This is a genomic window from Haloferax marisrubri, from assembly GCF_001469875.2.
GTDB classification, from domain to species: domain Archaea; phylum Halobacteriota; class Halobacteria; order Halobacteriales; family Haloferacaceae; genus Haloferax; species Haloferax marisrubri.
The window spans coordinates 39,883-58,790 of record NZ_LOPW02000017.1; the positions used below are offsets into that span (position 1 = coordinate 39,883).

The window sequence follows — 18,908 nt, forward strand, 5'->3', positions numbered from 1 at the left end:
TCAGAGGACACCCCCGCGCTCGACGATGAACTTGGAGATGGCGATGCTGGCGAGGAAGTTCAAGAGCGCGTACACGAGCGCGACGTCCAGGAACCCGGAGAGACCGAACGCCGCGGCGACGAGTGCCAACACGACCACCGTGTTCGTCCCGATGGCGTTGATCGCGATGACGCGGTCTTCCATCGTCGGTCCGCGGACGACGCGGTACAGGAGGACGACCGCGAACGTGATGAACGCGCCCGCGGCACCGAGTAACACCGTCTCGAACGTCGAGAGCTGTCCGAGCACCATCACTCATCACCGTCCGTTTGGTCGTCGTCGGTCCACGAGGCTATCGTCCCGCGCTCGGCGGGCGTCGGAATGCGCGCCGCCGAGCGTCCGTAGAAGACGAACCGAACGGCGCGTTCGAGTGAGCCGCCCGCGAGTCCGTCTCGGGCGGAGCCGGTGAGCGAGTGGATAATAAGGCTGTCCCGGTCCATATCGACGGTCAGCGTCCCCGGCGTGAGCGTGATGCTGTTCGCGAGGGTCGTCACCGAGAGGTCGCCCCAAATCGCCGCGCGGTACCGCTGCATCTCCGGGTCGATGGGGAGGTCCGGGTGGAGGATGATGTAGGCCACGGAGAAGTTGGCCTTCACGATTTCCCACAACAGGTAGGGAACGTAGAGGAGAAAGCGGGCAATCCGGGCGGCGGTTCCGGTCACGGACGGCGTGTTCACGAACGAGATGCGTGCGAAAACCGCCGTCACAACGCCGGCGGAGACCGCGCCGGTGACGAGGTTGAACGTGTCGAAGACGCCCGCGAGGAGGAGGTAGAATCCGAACGAGACGCCGAACATCGCGAGGGCCTTCGAGACGTTCGCTCGGCTGGGAAGCCGGCCGCGCTCGACGACGCGGTCGACCGGCGCTTCCTCGACCACTAACCCCGACCGCGCGAGTTCGAACTCGAGCGGCTGGAGCATCGGAGCGCTCCCGCCGGGTTGGTACTCCGGGTCGAGGACGATGCGGTCGAGGCCGCGGTCACGAGCGTACTCGAGGAGTACTTCGGCGAAATCGTTCGGTGAAAAGAGGTATCGGTCCTCACCGACGACGGCGGTCTCGATAGAGACCGAGACGTCCTCGGCGGCGAGGTCACCGTCGTCGTCGTAGTCGAGGTCGTCGTTCGCCCAGACGCGCGCCCGTTCGAGGGTGTCGGCGACGGCGTCGGCCGCCGAACGCTCGCTCTCGTCGACCAGTTGCCACCGGACGGGGTACACGAAGTGAACGGTCGATTCTTCGCCGGTCTCCGCGGCGATGCGCCGCGCCTCGCGGACCGCGTATGCGACGGTGTTCCGGAACGTGGACGACTCTCCGACCGGAACGAGAATTCGGGAACTCGTATCGGGCATCAGCCACCTCCGAAGTCGGACCGGACGATTCGTCGGGACGTTCGATACTGGCTCATTGGTACTACGTGTCTGTAGCGAAAGCCAAGCAAAACCCTTTCCGCTATCCGACGGTCAGACGCGGGTCGCGGTGTCCAATCGAGACCGTCGAAACGGCGTCGGCATCCGGGGTTACGCCTCGTTCGTCGAGTCTCCGGCGAACGGGCTGTAGGGGCAGGTGTACTCGTTGCGGATTATCTCTTCTTCCGCAATCTCGAAGCCCATATCGCTGAGTTCGCGCCCGATGCGACTCAGGTCGTCGCTGTTCCGACCGAGCGCGACGATGTGGACGTTCTTCTCGCCGGACATAATCTCCCGAACCGAGATGACTCCCTCGACCGAGAGGGCGTTCTTCGCGAGCTCTTCTCGCTTCGAAATCGGCGCCGTACAGAAGATGATGGTGTGGAGCTGGTAGCCGAGCGCCTCGTAGTCGATGTCGAGGTGACTCCCCCGGATAATCCCGCTCGATTCGAGCTTCGAAATCCGGTTTCGAACCGTACTCGAAGAGACGTTACGTGCCGACGCGATATCGTTTCCCGACGTGTGTCGCGCGTCTTTCTGCAGCGCATAAAGGATGTATCTATCGAGCTCGTCGATGGATGTCGACGCCATGAGCCGACCAATGGGGCTCCCGAAAATATGTGTTTTGGTCGCGTGAACCGCCGATGAACGCACGGAGAGCGGTGAGCCGCCCGCCGAGGTCAGAACAGCTGACGGTCGAGCGCGCGCATGAGCGGCCCGCGTCGAGTCGCGTCCTGACCGTGAACCGCGAGCACCGAACCGTTCCACTCGTCGATGACCGCCTTCGCGTCCGACCGCCCGTTCCACTCGTCGGCGGCCACGACGAGGAGGTCGCTCTCGGTCGGCGGGGTGTGGGGGCCACCGTCCGTAGAGAGCGTCCCCATCTCGACGGGAGCGCTACACAACTCGGCGATGTCCGCTTTGTACTGTTCGAGGGACCGTCGCCGGGCCGCCGAGTCGGTGGTGTCCCCGCAGTGACTCAGGTGGATTCGGCCTTCGGACTCGCTCGCCAGCGCGTCCGCGACGGCGACTTTCGTCGGGTCGTACGGCCCCTGGCTCGCGAGCAGTTCGACGGTTCGAATCCCGTCGAGGTCGGAGCCTCTGAGTAGACCGGCTTCGCAGGGTGCGTGACGGAGAATCCACGACGTATCGGTCCCGAAGAGGCGTTCGCTCACGCGTTTTGTCCCCGTCGGGTGTTCTACGAGGAGGAAGTCGACGTCCTGATTGGCGGCGTAGTTGACGACCGCGTGTCGCGTGTCGTGGGTGACGATGGTGCCGCACCGTATCGGCACGCCGAACTCGTCGTCGAGCTCGTCGGTCTGTCGTTCGAACTCGACGTCGGCTGGCGATTCGACCGCTGACGCGTAGGCCAAGGACGTCTGGTCCGGCACCGTCTCGAACCGCGCGACTGTGACCCGTCCGCCGTTGGCGCGGGCGAGCGTCGAAGCCACCTGAACTAGCGCCCGCTCTCTGGCTTTCGAGATGTCGTTCGAAATCGCCACGAGGGCGTGGTACTCGTCGCGGTGGGCTTGGATGGCCGCTTCGGCTCGTTCGACCGCGTTGCGGCTGACCTCTTGGCGAACAGCGTCGGCGGCCGCGCCCTCGCGGTCGACGCGAGACCGGGCGTACGCGAAGAACCAGACGACGCCCGCGATTGTGAGGACGACCGCGCCGACGAGCGGGAGCGTGCCCATCTGCGTGAGGAGCACGAGACCGCTGAGCGCGCCGAACACCTGCATCCACGGGTACAGCGGCGAGGTGAACGACGGTTCGTACTCGACGTGTCCCTCCCGGAACGCGACGACGGCGAGGTTGATGAGAACGAACACGAGGAGCTGGAACGCGCTCGCGAGCTTCGCGATGTCGAGCAGCGGAACGAACGCGATGAGAAGCAACAGCACGACGCCCGTGAGGGTAATCGACGTGCTCGGGGTTCCGAACCGGTCGCTAATCGTCGATAACGACGGCGGGGCGAGTTTGTCACGGCTCATGGCGAACGGGTACCGCGACGAGGAGAGAACCCCGGCGTTCGCGGTACTGACCAGTGCGAGGACCGCAGCCACGACGACGGCGACGACGCCGGCGGTTCCGAGCGAGGCCTCCGCGGCGAGTGCCATCGGCGTCGCGCTCTCGGCGAGCACGCCGCGGTCGGTGACTCCGACCATCACGGCGACGATGAGGACGTAGAGGACCGTGGTGAACCCGAGCGACCCGAGGATACCGAGCGGGATGTTCCGGTCTGGGTCTTCGACTTCCTCGGCGACGCTCGCTACTTTCGTCACGCCCGCATAGGAGACGAACACGAGGCCGGTCGCGGCGAGCAAGCCGCCGACCCCGCCGTCGAAGAACGGGCGGAAGTTCGTCGACTCGACGGTCGGCGTCCCACCGAGGACGAACCAGACGAGCGCGACGAGCATGATGGCGACGATTCCGACCTGCAGCCTCCCGGTCTGTTTCGCACCGACGAGATTGACGACGACGAGGAGCGCCGCGAGCGCGAGCGCGACCGGCGTGACGACGGTGGAGGGAACGTCGAACAGCAACAGCAGGTACGGCACGCCGCCGACGAGTGCGAGCGCGCCCTTGAACGAGAGCGAGAACCACGTTCCGATACCGGCGATGGTGCCCAGTAGTGGACCCATGCCCCGCTCGATGAACAGATAGGTGCCGCCGGCTTCGGGCATCGCCGTCGCCATCTCGGATTTCGACAGCGCCGCGGGGAGCACGAGAACGCCGGCGAGCAAGTACGCCAAGATGACCGCGGGACCCGCGATATCGACCGCAAGCGCCGGCAAAATGAAGATTCCGCTGCCGACCATCGCCCCGATACTGATCGCGAGCACCGAGAAGAGACCGAGGTCTCGTTCGAGCGTCTTTTCCACGGGTTATCCACCCGCCCGCGCGTCCCCAGCCGGTTCGGCGCGCGACCCGACGACCATGTCGGTGACGAGCGACGTGACGCATATCACTTCGACACCGAGGTCCTCGAACACGTCCGTGTTCTGCGGGTCGTTAACGAGTACTGTGACCCGATCGACGTCGAACGTCGTCCGCGAGGCCTGCGTGAGAAGCAGGTTCGTCGGGTCGATTCGTCCCACGACGATGACCGCGTCCGCGTCTGCGTTCCACGCGGCTCGGAGGGACTGTGGCTCGTCGAACGCCGCGACTCGCGCGTCGATACCGCGTTCGATTGCGTGGGTGACTACTGCCTCGTTCTCGTCGATGAACGTGACGGATTCGTACTCCTCGAGCAGTCGCTCGGCGAGCGCGCGACCCGCGTGCTCTCCACCGAGTACGAGTGGTTGGTGTATCATGGGTATGGTGGTGACTCACGCTGGATGCAGCGTTCGGTCACTCACACTACCTATGGGACGAACGCATATATTTCAATCGGATTTTGTAGCTAATCGACAAAATGTAGCGACGATATTTGTTGAAGCGTCCTCGGATACTGGGTGAGCGGGAACTGCACCTGAATTGCGACGCCGTCTGTTGGTTTTGGGGCGAGATAACTGAAATATGGGCAGAAGTACTTAACAAAAATTAAAGATATTATGGATTCTAGCGCCCACGAACATGTTTTTCAACGGTTCTTACTAGCCATGTGGGTCGAAACGCCTTCCTCGAGACCGGACTCGAAATCAGAAACTCATATTTCACACCAGACGCAGGTGTCAGGGCCGCTACCGCCTGATTTGCCGGTATTTCATTATTACCTATAGTGTGACCCTCAAATTTATAATACTGACTTGCATTCGGACACTCATGATACGTCCAGGCGCGCGCTCCGGGCAGGGAGACGCGCAGCGTCAGGGCAAGGGGGGAAACGAATGATAATCGACCCGTCACGGATGGCATCCGTCAACGGACCGGGACCCGACAGCGAGGTCGCGATGGACGCGCTCCGGGGGACTGCGAAGGGGGCAGTCTCTCTGGTCGCCGTCTACGGTGCGACGGCGTTCGACCTGTTCCACGTCGGCGAGGCCGTCCGAGAGGATTTCGGGAGCCGCGGCGAACTCGTGACGCACCTGAGTTCGCTTGCCGAGGAGACTCGGCGCGAGTTCATGGAGCGCGGACTGTTCTCCGGGCTTAGTCCGGTGCAAAACAGCGTCGAGTATCGGTTCGAGGAACGCGACGGCTACGGCGTGTTGCAGGTCTACTGCGGCGGCCGCGGCATGTTGCTTTTCGTCGAACCGGACGAGACGGTCGAGCCGCTGGTGAAGACCGCGTCACAACTTCTCGGCGGGATGTAACCGCCCTCGGAGCGTCGCGCTCCGAGCCGAGAACCCGGCCGGAGAGCGGTGGCGCTCTGCGGCCTTCGAGCGCGGTAGGCGATACCGCACGGCGTGGGTCGGCGTGTCCGTGAGGCTTCGAACCGCCACATTTTATGCCCGACCGGGGGAACGAGCGCCATGGACCAGTTGCGGCAGTCTCTCCTCGACGCGCCGATCATCGAAAAAGGAGATTACGAGTACTTCGTCCACCCCATCAGCGACGGGGTTCCGATGCTGAAGCCGGGGCTCCTCCGCGAGATCGTCATCAAGATCATCCGCAAGGCGAACCTCGAAAACGTCGATAAAATCGTCACGCCCGCGGCGATGGGCATCCACATCTCGACGGCCGTCTCGCTGATGACGGACATCCCGCTCGTCGTCATCCGCAAGCGCGAGTACGGCCTCGACGGGGAGGTCTCGCTCCACCAGCAGACGGGCTACTCCGAGGGCGACATGTTCATCAACGACGTGAACGAGGGCGACCGCGTGCTCGTCCTCGACGACGTGCTCTCGACCGGCGGCACGATGAAGGCCGTCCTCGACGCGCTCGACCACATCGGCGCGGACGTGGTCGACACCGTCGCCATCATCAAGAAGGCCGGCCCGAACGAACTCGACGACTCGGACCACCACGTCAAGACGCTCATCAACGTGACCGTCGAAGACGGCGAAGTCGTCATCGTCGACGAACACGGCGACGACTGAGTCGACGAACACGCGGCCGCGACGCCTCACCGTCGCGTCGCTCGCTTCCGCGGATTTCCGCCTCCGCGGGGCCTTTTTGTGACCGGTCCGTACCCGGGAGCGATGACATCGGCGCTTTTCATCGTCAGCGAAGACGGCTATTGGGGCGAAGAGTGCATCGAGCCGCTTACGACTTTGACCGACGCCGGCGTGGACGTGACGGTTGCGACGCCGACGGGCGGCGCGCCGGTCGTCGACGAGCGCTCTATCGACCCCGACGAGGTCGGCGAGGAACTCGCCGAGCGCGTCGTCGAGGTCCACGAGAACGACGAGCGACTGCAGGACCCGGAACCGATTGCGCAGGTCGACGCCCGCGAGTACGACGCCGTGGTGTTCCCCGGCGGTCACGGCACCGCGTGGGACGTAAATCAGGACCGACACGCCCGACAGGCGCTCCTGCAGGCGGTCGCCGGCGACGGCTCGAAGGCGCTCGTCGTCTGCCACGCCGTCGGCATCCTCGGGTTCACCCGCGAGGCCGACGGCTCGTTCCTCGTCGAGGGCCGCGAGGTCACCGGCTTCCCCAACGAGTGGGAGGAGGGCATCGTCGACGAGAACGACCTGATGCCCGACGGCCGAAAGCTCCCGTACTGGGTCGAAGACGAGGTGAAGGCCGCGGGCGGCGTCTGGGACGCCGAACTCGACAGCGACACCAGCGTCACCGTCGACGGCGACCTCATCACCGCGCGCGGTCCCGGCTCCTCGGCCGCGGCGGCGCAGACGCTCTTAGACGAACTGTAGAACCGAAATTCGCTGATAGTTCGGTCGCGACTCGGCGCGACTGCATCGAGTTACTCGATTTTGAACACGGCCTCTTCGATGCCCTCGCTTCGGCACTCCGGACACCGCGAGGGGTAGTTCACGGGGTCGTCGAAGGCGGTGAAGCCGCAGTGTTTGCACTCCGGCGGCGCGACGAGGAACTGCTCGCCGTCCTCCCCGCGGACCGTTCGGGCGACGTGCTGGAGGTGGCCGTACACCGACGACACCGAGACGCCGACGCTCGACGAGAGTTCGGAGGCCGTCGCGGGGTCGTCGCGGAGGGCGTCGGCGATGCGTTGGCGGGCCGTGGTGTCGGACTCCCGGGTGGTCATATCGCTCGATTGGGAGTCGAAGGGAAAATCCCTTGCGCCGCCTCGCGTCAAAAAATGTCAGCAAGATAGAGAGGATGCAAAAAGGCCTTGTCCACGTGGGGGGATTTGGGGTGTATGAAGGCAGTCGTCCTTGCCGGTGGTTACGCGACGCGTCTGTGGCCGATTACCAAACATCGACCCAAGATGTTCTTGCCCGTGGGTGACCAGACGGTCATCGACACTATCTTCGAAGACTTGGAAGCCGACGACCGGGTCTCGGAGGTGTTCGTGAGCACGAACGAGCGCTTCGCCGGTGCGTTCGAGGAGTACATCGACGAGTCGCCGTTCGAAAAGCCGACGCTGTCGGTCGAAGACACGAGCGAAGAAGACGAGAAGTTCGGCGTCGTGGGCGCACTCGCCCAGCTCATCGACCGCGAGGAGGTCGAAGAAGACCTCGTCGTCATCGCGGGTGACAACCTCATCAGTTTCGACGTGGGCGACTTCGTGGACTTCTTCTACGAGAAAAACGAGCCGTGTCTCGCCGCCTACGACGTGGGTGACAAAGAGCGCGCGAAGTCCTACGGTCTCGTCGAACTCGACGGCGACCGCGTCATCAACTTCCAGGAGAAGCCCGAAGACCCCAAGAGCACGCTCGTCTCCATCGCCTGCTACGCCTTCCCGGCGGACGACCTGCCCAAGTTCGACGAGTATCTCTCCGGTGACAACAACCCCGACGAGCCCGGCTGGTTCATGCAGTGGCTCCAGCAGAACGGCGACGTGTTCGCCTACACGTTCGACGGCGCGTGGTTCGACATCGGCACGCCCCAGAGCTACCTCGACGCCGTGGCGTGGTACCTCGACGGCGAGAACTTCGTCCACGAGTCGGCGACGCTCACGAACACCGAAGTCGGCACCAACGTCCACGTCATGGCCAACGCGGTGGTCGAAGACTCCGTCCTCGAAGAGTCCGTGGTGTTCCCCGGCGCGGTCATCCGAAACGCGGAGCTCAAAAGCTCCATCGTCGACGAGGAGACGCACATCGAGAGCCTCGACCTCTCGAACGCCCTCATCGGGGCGCACTCGCGGCTGACGAACGGCCAGTAACGCGGTTCGGTTCGAACCGCAACTCGGACCTCGGGCGCTTTTTCTCAGCCGAGGTACGCGTCGGTGATGCGGAGTCTGCCGTGGGTTCCCTCCCACTCCGTCTCGTACTCCAGTTCGATGGGGCGGTCCATGTGCGGGCCGTCGGTGACGAGCGTCTCGAACTCGCCGCCCTCACCGAGGATGTGGACGCCGTACTGCTCGTTGAGCGCTTCGAGTTCGTCGAGCGCGTCGGCGTCGAGCGTCCGGCCGAGCCACGACTCGTCGAGGCCGTGGGCCGCGACCTGGATGATGGTGATTTCGAAGCCCGCCTCGAGCATGGCGTCGCCGAGTTCGCGGGGGTTTTCCTGCCACAGCGGGGCGAACAGGTCGATGTCGAGGCGGTCGCACATCGCCTGAATCCGGTTGGTCTGGAACTCGCTTTCGATGGCCCCCGCGGTGACGCCCGCGAGGTCGATCTCCGACTGGAGGTCCGACAGCGCCGCTTCGAGGGGTTCGAGTTCGGCGTCGCCCTGCGCGCCCGAGTCGTCGGCGTCGGTCGCTTCGAGGTCGCCGGGGTGGACCTCGACGAGTTCGATGCCGGTGCTTTCGGCGGCGAGACTGGCGAGGTCGGTCGCCGGGACGTGGTACATGTACGAGTCGTCGCTCGGGTGGACGGTCAGGAGGCGGGTGACGTTCAGACCCGCTTCGAGCGCGCGGTAGAGCGCCCACGAGGAGTCCTTTCCGCCGGAGAAGAGGCTGACCCACTCGGATGTCATGGAGGCGATAGCGTGTTGGAGGAGTTAGGCGCTACGGTGTGCGCGCCGCGGACTCGTTTCGATCGACCCCCGTGATTACATGTAGCCCAAATCGCGAAGCCGACCCATCAGGTTCTCTTTGTCCTGTGCGCGCCCCTCGCGTTCCGCGCTCGCGCCGAGGTCCTGCACCCACGCGGGGCGGTCGTCGGACTTCGCGGACCCGGACTCGGTGCCGAGCGAGCGGTAGCCCTCGAAGTATTTCGGCGAGACGGGCAGGTCCGCGGGTTCGACGCCGTCGGGGAGGTCGTCGATGGACGTGGGGACGTGGCCCGCGGGGTAGCCCTCGACCGAGTCGGGTACGATGTAGTTCCAGAACGCCGCCCACACGTCGGTCTCCTCGAACTGGAGGATGGAGTGGACGCGGTCGTGCGGCGGGTACTTCTCGGAGTCGTGGCGGGGGCTGAAGAACGTCTCGTCGGCGCGGGACTCCTGTTCGTCCCAGCGGACGCCCGAGAAGACGCCGTCGAAACCGCGCGCTTCGAGGGTGTCGTTGAGCGCGACGGTCTTCAAGAGGTGGTTGCCCTCGAAACTGTCGGCGTCGAGGACGACGGTCTCGCCCTCGTAGCCGAGGCGGTCGAGTTCGCGGCGGGTGTCGTCGCCGAGCGCCGAGAGGGGAATCTCGTCGCCGGGCGACGCGCCGAGGCGCGCGAAGTCCTCGTTGCGGGCGACGACGAGGTCGAGGTCCCAGCGGTCGGCCCACTCGCGGACGAACGCCTCGGTCTCGTCGAAATGCTCGAAGTGGTCGATGAAGACGACGGGCGGCACGGGGACGCCCATGTCGGCGGCGACCTCGCGGACGACGTAGAGGACGACCGTGGAGTCCTTGCCGCCGGTCCACATCACGGCCGGGCGCTCGTACTGTTCGAGCGCAGTCGTAGTGACTGCGACCGCTTTTTCGAGTTTGTCTTCGAGCGTCGGGTAGTCGGCGGCGGTCCCCTCGCGGCCGTCGGCGTAGTTGAGGTCGAGGTAGTCGGGGAACGTGAGACTCATACGACAGGCGTCGCTCGCGGAGGATATCCCTGTTTCCGATGCGAGACAGTCGCTGTCGCTGTCGGAATCGAGTCCGCGAAAAAGTGGCCGCGGCGCGATGTTCGCGTCAGATTTCGGCCGACTTCACATGTAGCCGAGGTCGCGCAGGCGCTCCATCAGGTCCTCTTTGTCCTGGGCGCGGCCCGCGCGCTCGGTCGTGTTCTCCATGTCCTGCAGCCACGCCGGTTCCTCGGCGGACTTGTCGGTCGAGACCTCGCTGCCGAGACTCCGGAAGCCGGCGAAGTACTTCGGCGAGACGGGCACGTCCTCCTGCGTGACGCCCTCGGGGAGGTCGGTGTCGCTCGTCGGGACGTAGCCGTCCTCGGGGTAGTTCTCGACGGTGTCCGGGACCGCGAAGTACCAGAAGGCGTCCCAGACGGCGCTCTCTTCGAACTGGAGGATGGGTTGAATGCGGTCGTGCGGGGGGTAGATGTCGGGGTTGTGACGGGGGCTGAAGAACGTCTCGTCGGCGCGGGCCTCCTGTTCGTCCCAGCGGACGCCGGAGATGACGCCGTCGATGTCGTACTCTTCGAGGGTGTCGTTGAGCGCGACGGTCTTCAGCAGGTGGTTGCCGACGTAGGTGTCCAGCAGGAACGGGAACGTGTCCTCCTCGTACTCGAGGATGTTACGGATGTGGTGCTGGTTGTGCTCCGAGAGTTCGGAAACCGGGATGTCGTCGCCGGGTTCGAGGCCGTTTTCGTCGACGTACGCGCCGACGTCCTCGTTACGCGCCCAGATGACGTCGAGGTCCCACTCGTCGGCCCAGTGCTTGACGAAATCCATGATTTCGTCGAAGTGCTGGTAGTGGTCGATGAAGACTGCCGGCGGGACTTCGAGGTCGTAGCGCTCTGCGACCTCCTTGATGAAGTAGAGCGTGAGCGTCGAGTCCTTGCCACCGGTCCACATCACGGCGGGGTTCTCGTACTGCTCGAGACCCTGCTTCGTGACCTCGATGGCCTTCTCGATTTTGTCCTCGATACTCGGGTAGTCCTCCGGCGTCTCACCTTCGCCGTCGGTGTAGTCGACGTCGAGGTAGTCCGGGAAGGATTCGGCTTCCGACATGATGTGTAATTACATCTAATTAGGCGGTGTAAATGCTTTTTGCCCGAGGACTAGTGTGACGCGTGATACCGCCGAACACGATTTGGGCCGCTGACTCACGTGGCTCGGCGGTGACGGGATGAGGAGATACGACGCGTTTAGGAGATGAACTTGTTGTCGCGCCAGTTGATTCCGCTGTCCGAGGAACCGTTCTGCTGGGGATTCTCGACGACTTCGACGGAGGCGGCACGCACCTCGCCTTCGACGATGCGCGTCGCCTGCAGTTCGTCGCTTTCCTCGGTGATCGCGGTCAGCGTCCCCTTCTCCGAGAGCATCGCAATCTCGCGGAGGACGAGGAACATCGGGTACTGGAGCGCCGTGTTCTGGAGCACGGTTTCGAGGTCGCCTTTGAAGCAGGCGAACTCGACGAGTTCGGAGGGAATCTCCTCTTCTTCTTCATCTCCCCAGTTGGGCGCACCCGCGCGGGGTGGCTCTTCTTCGTAGACGCGGTTTTCCGTTACGCTCGCTTTCAACTGGGCCGTCGGCGTGTACTTGCTGAGGTTGTCGTCGGCGGAGACGGCTTTGATGATGAGAGTGTTGTTTCGGCGGGTGATGTCTACGTTCTCGACCTCAGGCGGAAGTTCTGGGTCGTTTTCGAAGTAGTCCATCACGTCTTCGAGTGGCAGTTCCAACGTCGAATGGAGTCGATATACGCGGCCTGACATTGTTGGCTTCGGTATCGACGAGAGCCACGGTGCGGGCGCACCCGGATGGCGATACCTGTGTGCATGTACGAGTTCGAGGCTTATATGGCCTCCCCTTCTCGTTAGGCGAGAGATAAGAAGTCGGCGTCGGGCCGCGGTCCGGCGGTCTGTCGGGACGCTTCGGGGGTCAGTTCGCGCCGGTCAGCGTCGCTTCGAGGTCGCCGCGCTCGTCGAGTTCTTCGAGGATGTCGCTGCCGCCGACGAACTCGCCGTCGACGAACGTCTGGGGGATGGTCTCCCAGTCGCTTTTCTCCTTGAGCGCCTCGCGGTAGTGCGGGAGCGCGGGCAGCACGTCGACCGTCTCGAACTCGTCGACGTACTGAGAGATGAGGTCGACCGCCTTCGCGGAGTAGCCGCACTGCGGCATCAGGCGGTTGCCCTTCATGAACAGGACGACGTGGTTGTTCCCGACCGCCTCGTCGACGCGGGACTGTACTTCCTCGGGGTCGAGGCTCTCCGGTTGGAAAGTCATGCTCCCAAGTAACGGCCGGGCGGACAAAGGAGTTGCGTCGCGGTCGGGTCGGTGCCGCCGTGCTGTGCCGGCGGTGACGACGGCTTACTGCTCGCCGACGCGGACGACGTTGATGAGGGAGTGGACGGGGACGCCGTCAATCTCTTCGACGCCCTGCTTGTCGACGATGACCACGCACGCGAGGGGCTCGCCGCCCTCGGAGCGGATGGCGTCGATGGTCTCGCGGAGGGTCGTGCCGCTCGTCACCGTGTCGTCGACGATGAAGCACTTGCGTCCCTCGACGGGCGAGAAGTTCCGGGAGAAGCCGCCGCCGAGGTCCTCGATGTCGCCTTCGTCCCACTGGTGTTTCGCGGGCGAGTAGGCGGCGAGGGTCGTTTCGAGTTCGCGCGAGACGGAGGTCGCGAGGGGGACGCCCGCCTTCTCGATACCGACGGTCACGTCGGCCTCGCCGTTCGTCTCCATGAGCAGGTCGGCGAGCGCGCGCCCGACGTACGTGAGGCGCTTGCCGCCGCTCCCGATGGCGTTCCAATCGACGTGGATGTCGTCGGGGCCCTCGGGTTCCGCACGGGGTTCGGGTTCGGTCGCCGCGCCGCTCCGTTCGACCAGCCAGCTGGCGGTCTCGCGGGAGACGTTCAGCTCGTCGGCAATCTCGCCTTTCGAGAGGCCACGGTCCGCGAGCTCAGCCGCGCTGGCGATGAGGTCGTCGACGTTCTTCATACAGTACCGAATTCGATGGCGGTTTTTATAGTGGTGTCGTCGTCTTCGAATGCTGCTTCGAACTCGGACAGCGGGTGGACGCCGGTGACTAAGTCGCGGAGGAACCAGCGGGGGAGCTTGGTGAACGTCACGGTCGCGGCCTCGAAGTGCTTGACGTGGGAGTTGACGCTCCCGACGAGCGCCTTGTTGTGGAGCACCATCTCGCGGTGGAACGCGCCGGCGTCGACCTCGAACTCCCAGTCGCTCGGAACGCCGAGGAGGGCGGCGACCCCGTTCGGCGCGAGCGCCTGCACCGACTGGATGGCGTGTTTGGGGAAGCCGGTCGCCTCGTAGATGAAGTCCATGTCCTCGTGTGCGCCCGGAATCTCTTCGACCGGCGTCTCGCGGGAGTCGACGTAGGTCGCGCCGAGTTTCTCGATGATGTCGATAGTCGGGTCGGGGCGGTCGCGCCGACCGAGGCAGTAGAGGTTCTCGTAGCCCTTGTCGTCGGCTCTCAGCATGGCGAGCGTCAGGAGCCCGAGGCTCCCGTTGCCGAGGACGAGCGCCGACGAGGGGTTCCAGTCGAACGCGGAGCGGCTCGCGTAGGCGTGTTCGCGCGCCTTCTCGGTGATGGAGATGGGCTCGATGAGGAAGCCGAGTTCGGCCTGCGAGCGCGGGATGCGGACGAGGTAGTCCGACGGGCTGGTGAAGTACTCGGACATGAAGCCGTGCGCGCCGACGATGCCGCGCTCGGCGTACATCCCGTCGGGGGCCATGTCGGGTTGGTCCTTCTCGAAGTACTCGTTCGTCCCCGACGCCGGCGGGCGGCGGACTGTCGGCACGACGATGTCGCCTTCCTCCAGTTCGGTGTCGTTCGGGTCGACGACGACGCCGACCGCCTCGTGGCCGAGCACGAGGTGGTCTTCGCCCTCGGGGAACCCGCCGTGGCCGCCGGCGATGACCTCGTGGTCCGTCCCGTCCACGCCGACCCGAAGCGTTCGGACGAGCGCCTCCCCGGCGTCGGGTTCCGGTCGCGGCTTCTCGATGACGACCGGCTTGTCTTCCCCGCGCTTGACGGCGATTGCTTTCATACCCCCACCAATGCACCACCCCACCAAAAGACTTATTCTATGATGAGTAAATAATTCAGCCACGGTGAGCGCCCTGCGTCGTCGCACCAGCCCATGACGAACCGCACCGCGCGGACCAGCCTGTCCAGCCCAACCGTGCCGGCGCTCGCCGAACCCGTGCCTGAACCGCACCGAGGCCGATATCCCGTGCCCGTCGGCTTCTGAGGCGGTTTCGGTTTTCTCCTGACGCTCGCTCGACTCAGCGGCGCGTTCGACCGACCGCAGAAAAAGGGCGCGTCGCTTCGTCGGGGCGCTACCTGCCGACCCGACGACCCGGCTGGTGGTTCAGTTGTCGATGTCGTCCACGAGTTCGTCCGCGAGGCCGACGTACGTCGCGGGCGTGAGCGCGAGCAGTTCCTCGCGGGTCTCCTCGTCCACGTCGAGGTCCGCAAACAGGTCGTGGAAGTCGTCGAGGGTCACCTCGCGGCCGCGGGTGAGTTCCTTCACCCGCTCGTAGGCCTGCGTGTCGCCCTCGCGGCGGAGAATCGTCTGGACGGCCTCACCGATGATGGCCGGCGTGTCGTCGAGTTCGTCGCGCATGACCTGCTCGTTCGGGACGACTTTCCCGAGGCCGGTCTGGGTCTTCTTGTAGCCGATGAGGCAGTGGGCGAACGCCGCGCCGACGTTGCGCTTGACCGTGGAGTCCGAGAGGTCGCGCTGGAGGCGCGAGGTCGTCACGTAGTCGGCGAGGAACGTCAGGTCCGCGTTGGCCTTCGAGAGGTTGCCCTCGGAGTTCTCGAAGTCGATGGGGTTGACCTTGTGCGGCATCGTCGAGGAGCCGGTTTCGCCCTCGACGGCCTCCTGTCCGAGGTAGCGGTCGGAGACGTACAGCCACGCGTCGCGGTCGAGGTCGACGAGGACGTTGTTGACGCCGCGGACGGCGTCGAACAGCGCCGCGAGGTCGTCACAGGGGTTGACCTGCGTGGCGAGCGCGGTGTGGTCGAGGCCGAGCGACCCGACGAACTCGCGGGAGAACGCCCGCCAGTCAACGTCGGGGTAGGCGGCGACGTGGGCGGCGTAGACACCCGACGCGCCCGCGAGTTTGCCGGCGAGGTCGTCGGTCGCGGCCTCGACGCGGGCGAGCGTCCGACCGAGGCGGGCGGCGTAGACGGCCATCTCCTTGCCGAACGTCGTCGGCGTCGCGGGCTGGCCGTGGGTCCGCGCGAGCATGGGCACGTCGCGGAACTCCTGTGCGAGCGCGACGAGTTCGTCGCGGGTGTCGCGGAGTTCGGGGACGATGACTTCCTCGACCGCGCCCTTCACCATGAGGCGCTGGGCGAGGTTGTTCACGTCCTCGGAGGTGAGGCCGAAGTGAATCCACGGGTGGACCGACTCGTCGGTCTCGGTGCGGATGAAGTACTCGACGGCCTTCACGTCGTGATTCGTCGCCGAGAAGCCTTCCGCGCCCTCGACTTCGAGCCGCTTCACGAGGTCGGCGTCGTCGGCGTCGAACTCCTCGTAGAGCGCTCGGAGGTCGGCGCGCTCGCTCTCGGCGAACGAAAGCGGCGTCGCGTCGAGGTCGGCGAGCGCGAGGAGGTACTCCACTTCGACTTCTACGCGGGCGCGCATGAGCGCGGCCTCGCTCACGTGCGGCGCGAGGGATGCGGTTCGGGAGGCGTATCGCCCGTCGAGCGGGGACACCGCGTACAGCGGGTCGTTCCGGTCGGCGTCGGTCATGTCTGAGTCGTCACGATGGGGGAGGTTAAACGCCGGGGGTTCGTCGCCGCCGCGAGTCCGACAGTTAGGCACGACTGTGCGCACTCAGCGGCGTTCTCCGGTCGAGTCTGGGAGCACATATACACAATTGAGTATATGTCGGCGTCGAGGACCGCAACCACTTTGAGGGCCGCGGGACGCTCTCACCACATGGTCACCATCGCCGGTCTCGCGAGCAACCGTGGACGAAACCTGCGCAACATCGCCGACCGCGCCCCCGGCGGGGCGGCACTCGGCGTCGTCGTCTCGAACCGCGCCGACGCGCCCGTCCTCGATTGGGCGGACGAACACGGTATCCCCAGCGAAGTCGTCGAACGCGGCGACGACGAGTCCCGCGAGTCCCACGAGGAGCGCATCCTCGACGCCCTCGCGGACTACGACTTCGACATCGTCTGTCTCGACGGCTACATGCGCGTGCTCACTTCGACGTTCCTCGACGCCGCGCCGACGACGCTCAACGTCCACCCGTCGCTGCTCCCCGCGTTCCCCGGCATGGACGCCCACGAGCAGGTGCTCGACGCCGGCGTCAAGACGACCGGCTGTACGGTCCACGTCGTCAACGAGGAGGTCGACGCCGGTCCCATCGTCACGCAGGAGGCTGTTCCGGTCTACACCGACGACGACGCCGACGACCTCAAATCGCGCGTTCTCTACGACGCCGAGTTCAAGGCCTACCCGCGCGCGGTCCGCTGGTTCGCCGAGGACCGCGTGACGGTCGAAGACGGCTCCGTCACCGTCGAGGGCGACGTTGACGCCGGCCTCCCCGAGCGTCGCGTCACCTCCGAGGACCGCTACGACGAGCTCCGGTACGGCGAGAACCCGCACCAGGACGCCGCGGTCTACGTGGACGAGACGTGCGACGAGGCGTCGGTCGTCGGCGCGCCCCAGCTCAACGAGGGCGCGAAGGGGCTGTCGTACAACAACTACAACGACGCCGACGGCGCGCTGAACATCATCAAGGAGTTCGACGAGCCCGCCGCGGCGGTCATCAAGCACACGAACCCCGCCGGCTGTGCCACCGCCGACACCCTCGCGGAGGCCTACGCCGACGCCCTCGCCACCGACCCGATGAGCGCCTTCGGCGGCATCGTCGCGCTCAACCGCGAGTGCGACGCCGAGACGGCCGAACTCATCATCGACTCGTTCAAGGAAGTCGTCGTCGCGCCCGGCTACACCGACGACGCGCTCGACGTGCTGACCGAGAAGAAGAACCTCCGCGTTCTCGACGTCGGCAGATTACATCTGCCGGGCAGCCAGACGCAGTCTGGCGATGTTGGCGAACTCGGCGACCGGACCGAGACGTACACGGAAAAAGCGCTCGTCGGCGGGCGACTCGTCCAGGAGCGCGACCTCTGGACGCCGACGCTCGACGACCTCGAAGTCGTCACCGAGACCGAACCCACGGACGAGCAGTTGGAGACGATGCTGTTCGCGTGGAAGGTCCTGAAGCACGTGAAGTCCAACGGGATTCTCTTCGCCAAGGGCACCGAGACGGTCGGCGTCGGCATGGGGCAGGTCTCCCGCGTCGACGCGGTCGAACTCGCCGCGATGAAGGCCGAGGAACACGCCGAGGGCAAGGACGCGCAGGGTGCCGTGATGGCCTCCGACGCGTTCTTCCCGTTCCCGGACGGCGTGGAGAAGGCGGCCGACGCGGGCATCGAGGCGGTCATCCAGCCCGGCGGCTCGGTGAACGACGAGGACGTCATCGAAGCCTGCGACGAGCGCGGGATTGCGATGGTGTTCACCGGGCAGCGGTGCTTTAGACACGACTGAGCGAAGCAAAGGAGAGTCTAAAGCTCGAAGCACGACCGGAGGGAGTGCTTCGGTGTTTCCGTCACGATTAGTGCCGGAAACTCGTGGCCGCGCGTAGCGCGGACACGGTGCTTCCGTCACGACTGAGCGAAGCGAAGGAGTTGCGGAAGTCAGTGAGACGAACGAAGTGAGTCTCACGCGATTTCCGTCACGATTAGTGCCTGAAACTCGTGGCCGGGTGTAACCCGGACACGGTTTGAGACGCCCCGAGACCGTTCCCACGTCCTAACACCGACGGTGTCCCTTCAAGTGTCGGCGAGACGAACACAGAGATATGTACGAAGATATCCTGGTGCCGACTGACGGGAGCGAGGGAACGATGCAAGCAATCGAGCACGCGCTCGAACTCGCCGGGGCGGAGTCGACGGTCCACGTACTGTCGGTCGTCGACCAGCGGGTCTACCTCGCCGCCGGCGGCGACCAGCAAGACGCCGTCATCCAGTCGCTCCGCGACGACGCGGTACAGGCGGTCGAGCGGTGCGCCGAGAAGTGCGAGGGGAAGGCCTCGTCGACGACGGCGGTCCGAGACGGCGTGCCCCACCGAGTCATCCTCGACTACGCCGACGAACACGACATCGACGTGGTCGTGATGGGGACCCACGGGCGGACCGGCCGCGACAAACTCACCTCGCTCGGGAGCGTCACGGAGCGCGTCATCGAGAACGCGAAGCGACCGGTGCTCGTCGTTCATATCGACTGAGCGCGGCGCTATCGAGCGGGTATCGGAGCGTCGGCGGCGGCCACCGGGGGTGACCCCGGCCGGCGTCGTGTCGCAGGAGTGACGTGGAGCGTTAGGCCTAAGCCCACCGTCCGGTTTCTCACG

At 65.2% G+C, this 18,908-nt stretch carries 20 protein-coding genes; 6 read left to right on the top strand and 14 right to left on the bottom strand.

The annotated features are described in order from the left end of the window. The 5 genes from AUR65_RS12335 to AUR65_RS12355 form a co-directional block, all read right to left on the bottom strand. Positions 1–291 carry a cation:proton antiporter gene (locus tag AUR65_RS12335; RefSeq protein ID WP_058567152.1) on the bottom strand — a complete coding sequence of 97 codons (291 nt, stop codon included), beginning with the start codon at positions 289–291 and terminating at the stop codon, positions 1–3. Next, entirely contained in the window at positions 291–1,385 is a 1,095-nt protein-coding gene (locus AUR65_RS12340; protein ID WP_058567153.1) for a monovalent cation/H+ antiporter subunit E, read from the bottom strand. The genes AUR65_RS12335 and AUR65_RS12340 overlap by 1 nt, the downstream gene beginning before the upstream one ends. Positions 1,386–1,553: 168 nt before the next feature. Then, a complete protein-coding gene (locus tag AUR65_RS12345) occupies positions 1,554–2,033 on the bottom strand; it encodes an Lrp/AsnC family transcriptional regulator (protein WP_058567154.1) in 480 nt (159 codons plus the stop codon). Positions 2,034–2,122: 89 nt separating this feature from the next. Next, complete coding sequence (locus tag AUR65_RS12350; protein WP_058567155.1) at positions 2,123–4,324, bottom strand: universal stress protein; 2,202 nt, start codon at positions 4,322–4,324, stop codon at positions 2,123–2,125. 3 nt (positions 4,325–4,327) lie between these two features. After that, entirely contained in the window at positions 4,328–4,756 is a 429-nt protein-coding gene (locus AUR65_RS12355; RefSeq protein WP_058567156.1) for an NAD-binding protein, read from the bottom strand. 537 nt (positions 4,757–5,293) lie between these two features. Here AUR65_RS12355 and AUR65_RS12360 point away from each other — a divergent pair. From AUR65_RS12360 to AUR65_RS12370, 3 genes are all read left to right on the top strand, one after another. Further along, complete coding sequence (locus AUR65_RS12360) at positions 5,294–5,695, top strand: hypothetical protein (protein ID WP_058567157.1); 402 nt, start codon at positions 5,294–5,296, stop codon at positions 5,693–5,695. A 159-nt stretch (positions 5,696–5,854) separates the two neighbouring features. Beyond that, on the top strand, positions 5,855–6,421 hold the full coding sequence (gene hpt, locus AUR65_RS12365) for a hypoxanthine/guanine phosphoribosyltransferase (RefSeq protein WP_008092696.1): 567 nt from the start codon (positions 5,855–5,857) through the stop codon (positions 6,419–6,421). Between the two features lie 102 nt (positions 6,422–6,523). After that, a complete protein-coding gene (locus AUR65_RS12370; protein ID WP_058567158.1) occupies positions 6,524–7,198 on the top strand; it encodes a type 1 glutamine amidotransferase domain-containing protein in 675 nt (224 codons plus the stop codon). A gap of 50 nt (positions 7,199–7,248) precedes the next feature. Here the strand turns inward: AUR65_RS12370 and AUR65_RS12375 are convergent, their stop codons facing one another. After that, positions 7,249–7,548: a transcriptional regulator gene (locus AUR65_RS12375; RefSeq protein WP_058567159.1), complete on the bottom strand. Its 300-nt coding sequence runs from the start codon at positions 7,546–7,548 to the stop codon at positions 7,249–7,251. Between the two features lie 114 nt (positions 7,549–7,662). Here AUR65_RS12375 and AUR65_RS12380 point away from each other — a divergent pair, with 114 nt between their 5' ends. After that, positions 7,663–8,631 (top strand): sugar phosphate nucleotidyltransferase, encoded by a 969-nt coding sequence (locus AUR65_RS12380; protein ID WP_058567160.1) that lies wholly within the window; start codon positions 7,663–7,665, stop codon positions 8,629–8,631. A gap of 44 nt (positions 8,632–8,675) precedes the next feature. Here AUR65_RS12380 and AUR65_RS12385 read toward each other — a convergent pair whose 3' ends face one another. The 8 genes from AUR65_RS12385 to purB form a co-directional block, all read right to left on the bottom strand. Further along, positions 8,676–9,386: a diphthine--ammonia ligase gene (locus AUR65_RS12385; protein ID WP_058567161.1), complete on the bottom strand. Its 711-nt coding sequence runs from the start codon at positions 9,384–9,386 to the stop codon at positions 8,676–8,678. A gap of 75 nt (positions 9,387–9,461) precedes the next feature. Beyond that, positions 9,462–10,415: a phosphoadenosine phosphosulfate reductase family protein gene (locus tag AUR65_RS12390; RefSeq protein WP_058567162.1), complete on the bottom strand. Its 954-nt coding sequence runs from the start codon at positions 10,413–10,415 to the stop codon at positions 9,462–9,464. Positions 10,416–10,538: 123 nt separating this feature from the next. Beyond that, a complete protein-coding gene (locus tag AUR65_RS12395) occupies positions 10,539–11,516 on the bottom strand; it encodes a phosphoadenosine phosphosulfate reductase family protein (protein WP_008092707.1) in 978 nt (325 codons plus the stop codon). Positions 11,517–11,653: 137 nt separating this feature from the next. Continuing rightward, entirely contained in the window at positions 11,654–12,220 is a 567-nt protein-coding gene (locus tag AUR65_RS12400) for a DUF7110 family protein (RefSeq protein ID WP_004043858.1), read from the bottom strand. Positions 12,221–12,386: 166 nt separating this feature from the next. Further along, positions 12,387–12,731, bottom strand: coding sequence for a glutaredoxin family protein (locus AUR65_RS12405; RefSeq protein WP_058567163.1), 345 nt, complete (start codon positions 12,729–12,731; stop codon positions 12,387–12,389). An 84-nt stretch (positions 12,732–12,815) separates the two neighbouring features. Then, a complete protein-coding gene (gfcR, locus tag AUR65_RS12410) occupies positions 12,816–13,448 on the bottom strand; it encodes a transcriptional regulator GfcR (RefSeq protein ID WP_058567164.1) in 633 nt (210 codons plus the stop codon). Next, the gene (locus AUR65_RS12415; protein ID WP_058567165.1) at positions 13,445–14,518 is read right to left on the bottom strand and encodes a glucose 1-dehydrogenase; all 1,074 of its coding nucleotides are present in this window, start codon (positions 14,516–14,518) and stop codon (positions 13,445–13,447) included. Before AUR65_RS12415 ends, gfcR begins: the two co-directional genes overlap by 4 nt. A gap of 324 nt (positions 14,519–14,842) precedes the next feature. Further along, entirely contained in the window at positions 14,843–16,234 is a 1,392-nt protein-coding gene (gene purB / locus AUR65_RS12420) for an adenylosuccinate lyase (RefSeq protein ID WP_058567166.1), read from the bottom strand. A gap of 189 nt (positions 16,235–16,423) precedes the next feature. Here purB and purH point away from each other — a divergent pair, with 189 nt between their 5' ends. Together purH and AUR65_RS12430 are read left to right on the top strand one after the other, a co-directional pair. Next, positions 16,424–18,046, top strand: coding sequence for a bifunctional phosphoribosylaminoimidazolecarboxamide formyltransferase/IMP cyclohydrolase (purH, locus tag AUR65_RS12425; protein WP_058567167.1), 1,623 nt, complete (start codon positions 16,424–16,426; stop codon positions 18,044–18,046). 313 nt (positions 18,047–18,359) lie between these two features. Then, positions 18,360–18,785, top strand: a complete 426-nt coding sequence (locus tag AUR65_RS12430; protein WP_058567168.1) for a universal stress protein — start codon at positions 18,360–18,362, stop codon at positions 18,783–18,785. Positions 18,786–18,908 lie beyond the last annotated feature (123 nt).

What these genes read in the sequence shown, in the direction of transcription:
- AUR65_RS12340 (WP_058567153.1), bottom strand. Translation starts at nt 1,385, where the DNA reads ATGCCCGATACGAGTTCCCGAATTCTCGTTCCGGTCGGAGAGTCGTCC.
- AUR65_RS12360 (WP_058567157.1), top strand. Translation starts at nt 5,294, where the DNA reads ATGGCATCCGTCAACGGACCGGGACCCGACAGCGAGGTCGCGATGGAC.
- purH (WP_058567167.1), top strand. Translation starts at nt 16,424, where the DNA reads ATGGTCACCATCGCCGGTCTCGCGAGCAACCGTGGACGAAACCTGCGC.
- AUR65_RS12395 (WP_008092707.1), bottom strand. Translation starts at nt 11,516, where the DNA reads ATGTCGGAAGCCGAATCCTTCCCGGACTACCTCGACGTCGACTACACC.
- hpt (WP_008092696.1), top strand. Translation starts at nt 5,855, where the DNA reads ATGGACCAGTTGCGGCAGTCTCTCCTCGACGCGCCGATCATCGAAAAA.
- AUR65_RS12355 (WP_058567156.1), bottom strand. Translation starts at nt 4,756, where the DNA reads ATGATACACCAACCACTCGTACTCGGTGGAGAGCACGCGGGTCGCGCG.
- gfcR (WP_058567164.1), bottom strand. Translation starts at nt 13,448, where the DNA reads ATGAAGAACGTCGACGACCTCATCGCCAGCGCGGCTGAGCTCGCGGAC.
- AUR65_RS12335 (WP_058567152.1), bottom strand. Translation starts at nt 291, where the DNA reads ATGGTGCTCGGACAGCTCTCGACGTTCGAGACGGTGTTACTCGGTGCC.
- AUR65_RS12375 (WP_058567159.1), bottom strand. Translation starts at nt 7,548, where the DNA reads ATGACCACCCGGGAGTCCGACACCACGGCCCGCCAACGCATCGCCGAC.
- AUR65_RS12390 (WP_058567162.1), bottom strand. Translation starts at nt 10,415, where the DNA reads ATGAGTCTCACGTTCCCCGACTACCTCGACCTCAACTACGCCGACGGC.
- AUR65_RS12430 (WP_058567168.1), top strand. Translation starts at nt 18,360, where the DNA reads ATGTACGAAGATATCCTGGTGCCGACTGACGGGAGCGAGGGAACGATG.
- purB (WP_058567166.1), bottom strand. Translation starts at nt 16,234, where the DNA reads ATGACCGACGCCGACCGGAACGACCCGCTGTACGCGGTGTCCCCGCTC.
- AUR65_RS12370 (WP_058567158.1), top strand. Translation starts at nt 6,524, where the DNA reads ATGACATCGGCGCTTTTCATCGTCAGCGAAGACGGCTATTGGGGCGAA.
- AUR65_RS12380 (WP_058567160.1), top strand. Translation starts at nt 7,663, where the DNA reads ATGAAGGCAGTCGTCCTTGCCGGTGGTTACGCGACGCGTCTGTGGCCG.
- AUR65_RS12345 (WP_058567154.1), bottom strand. Translation starts at nt 2,033, where the DNA reads ATGGCGTCGACATCCATCGACGAGCTCGATAGATACATCCTTTATGCG.
- AUR65_RS12405 (WP_058567163.1), bottom strand. Translation starts at nt 12,731, where the DNA reads ATGACTTTCCAACCGGAGAGCCTCGACCCCGAGGAAGTACAGTCCCGC.
- AUR65_RS12385 (WP_058567161.1), bottom strand. Translation starts at nt 9,386, where the DNA reads ATGACATCCGAGTGGGTCAGCCTCTTCTCCGGCGGAAAGGACTCCTCG.
- AUR65_RS12415 (WP_058567165.1), bottom strand. Translation starts at nt 14,518, where the DNA reads ATGAAAGCAATCGCCGTCAAGCGCGGGGAAGACAAGCCGGTCGTCATC.
- AUR65_RS12400 (WP_004043858.1), bottom strand. Translation starts at nt 12,220, where the DNA reads ATGTCAGGCCGCGTATATCGACTCCATTCGACGTTGGAACTGCCACTC.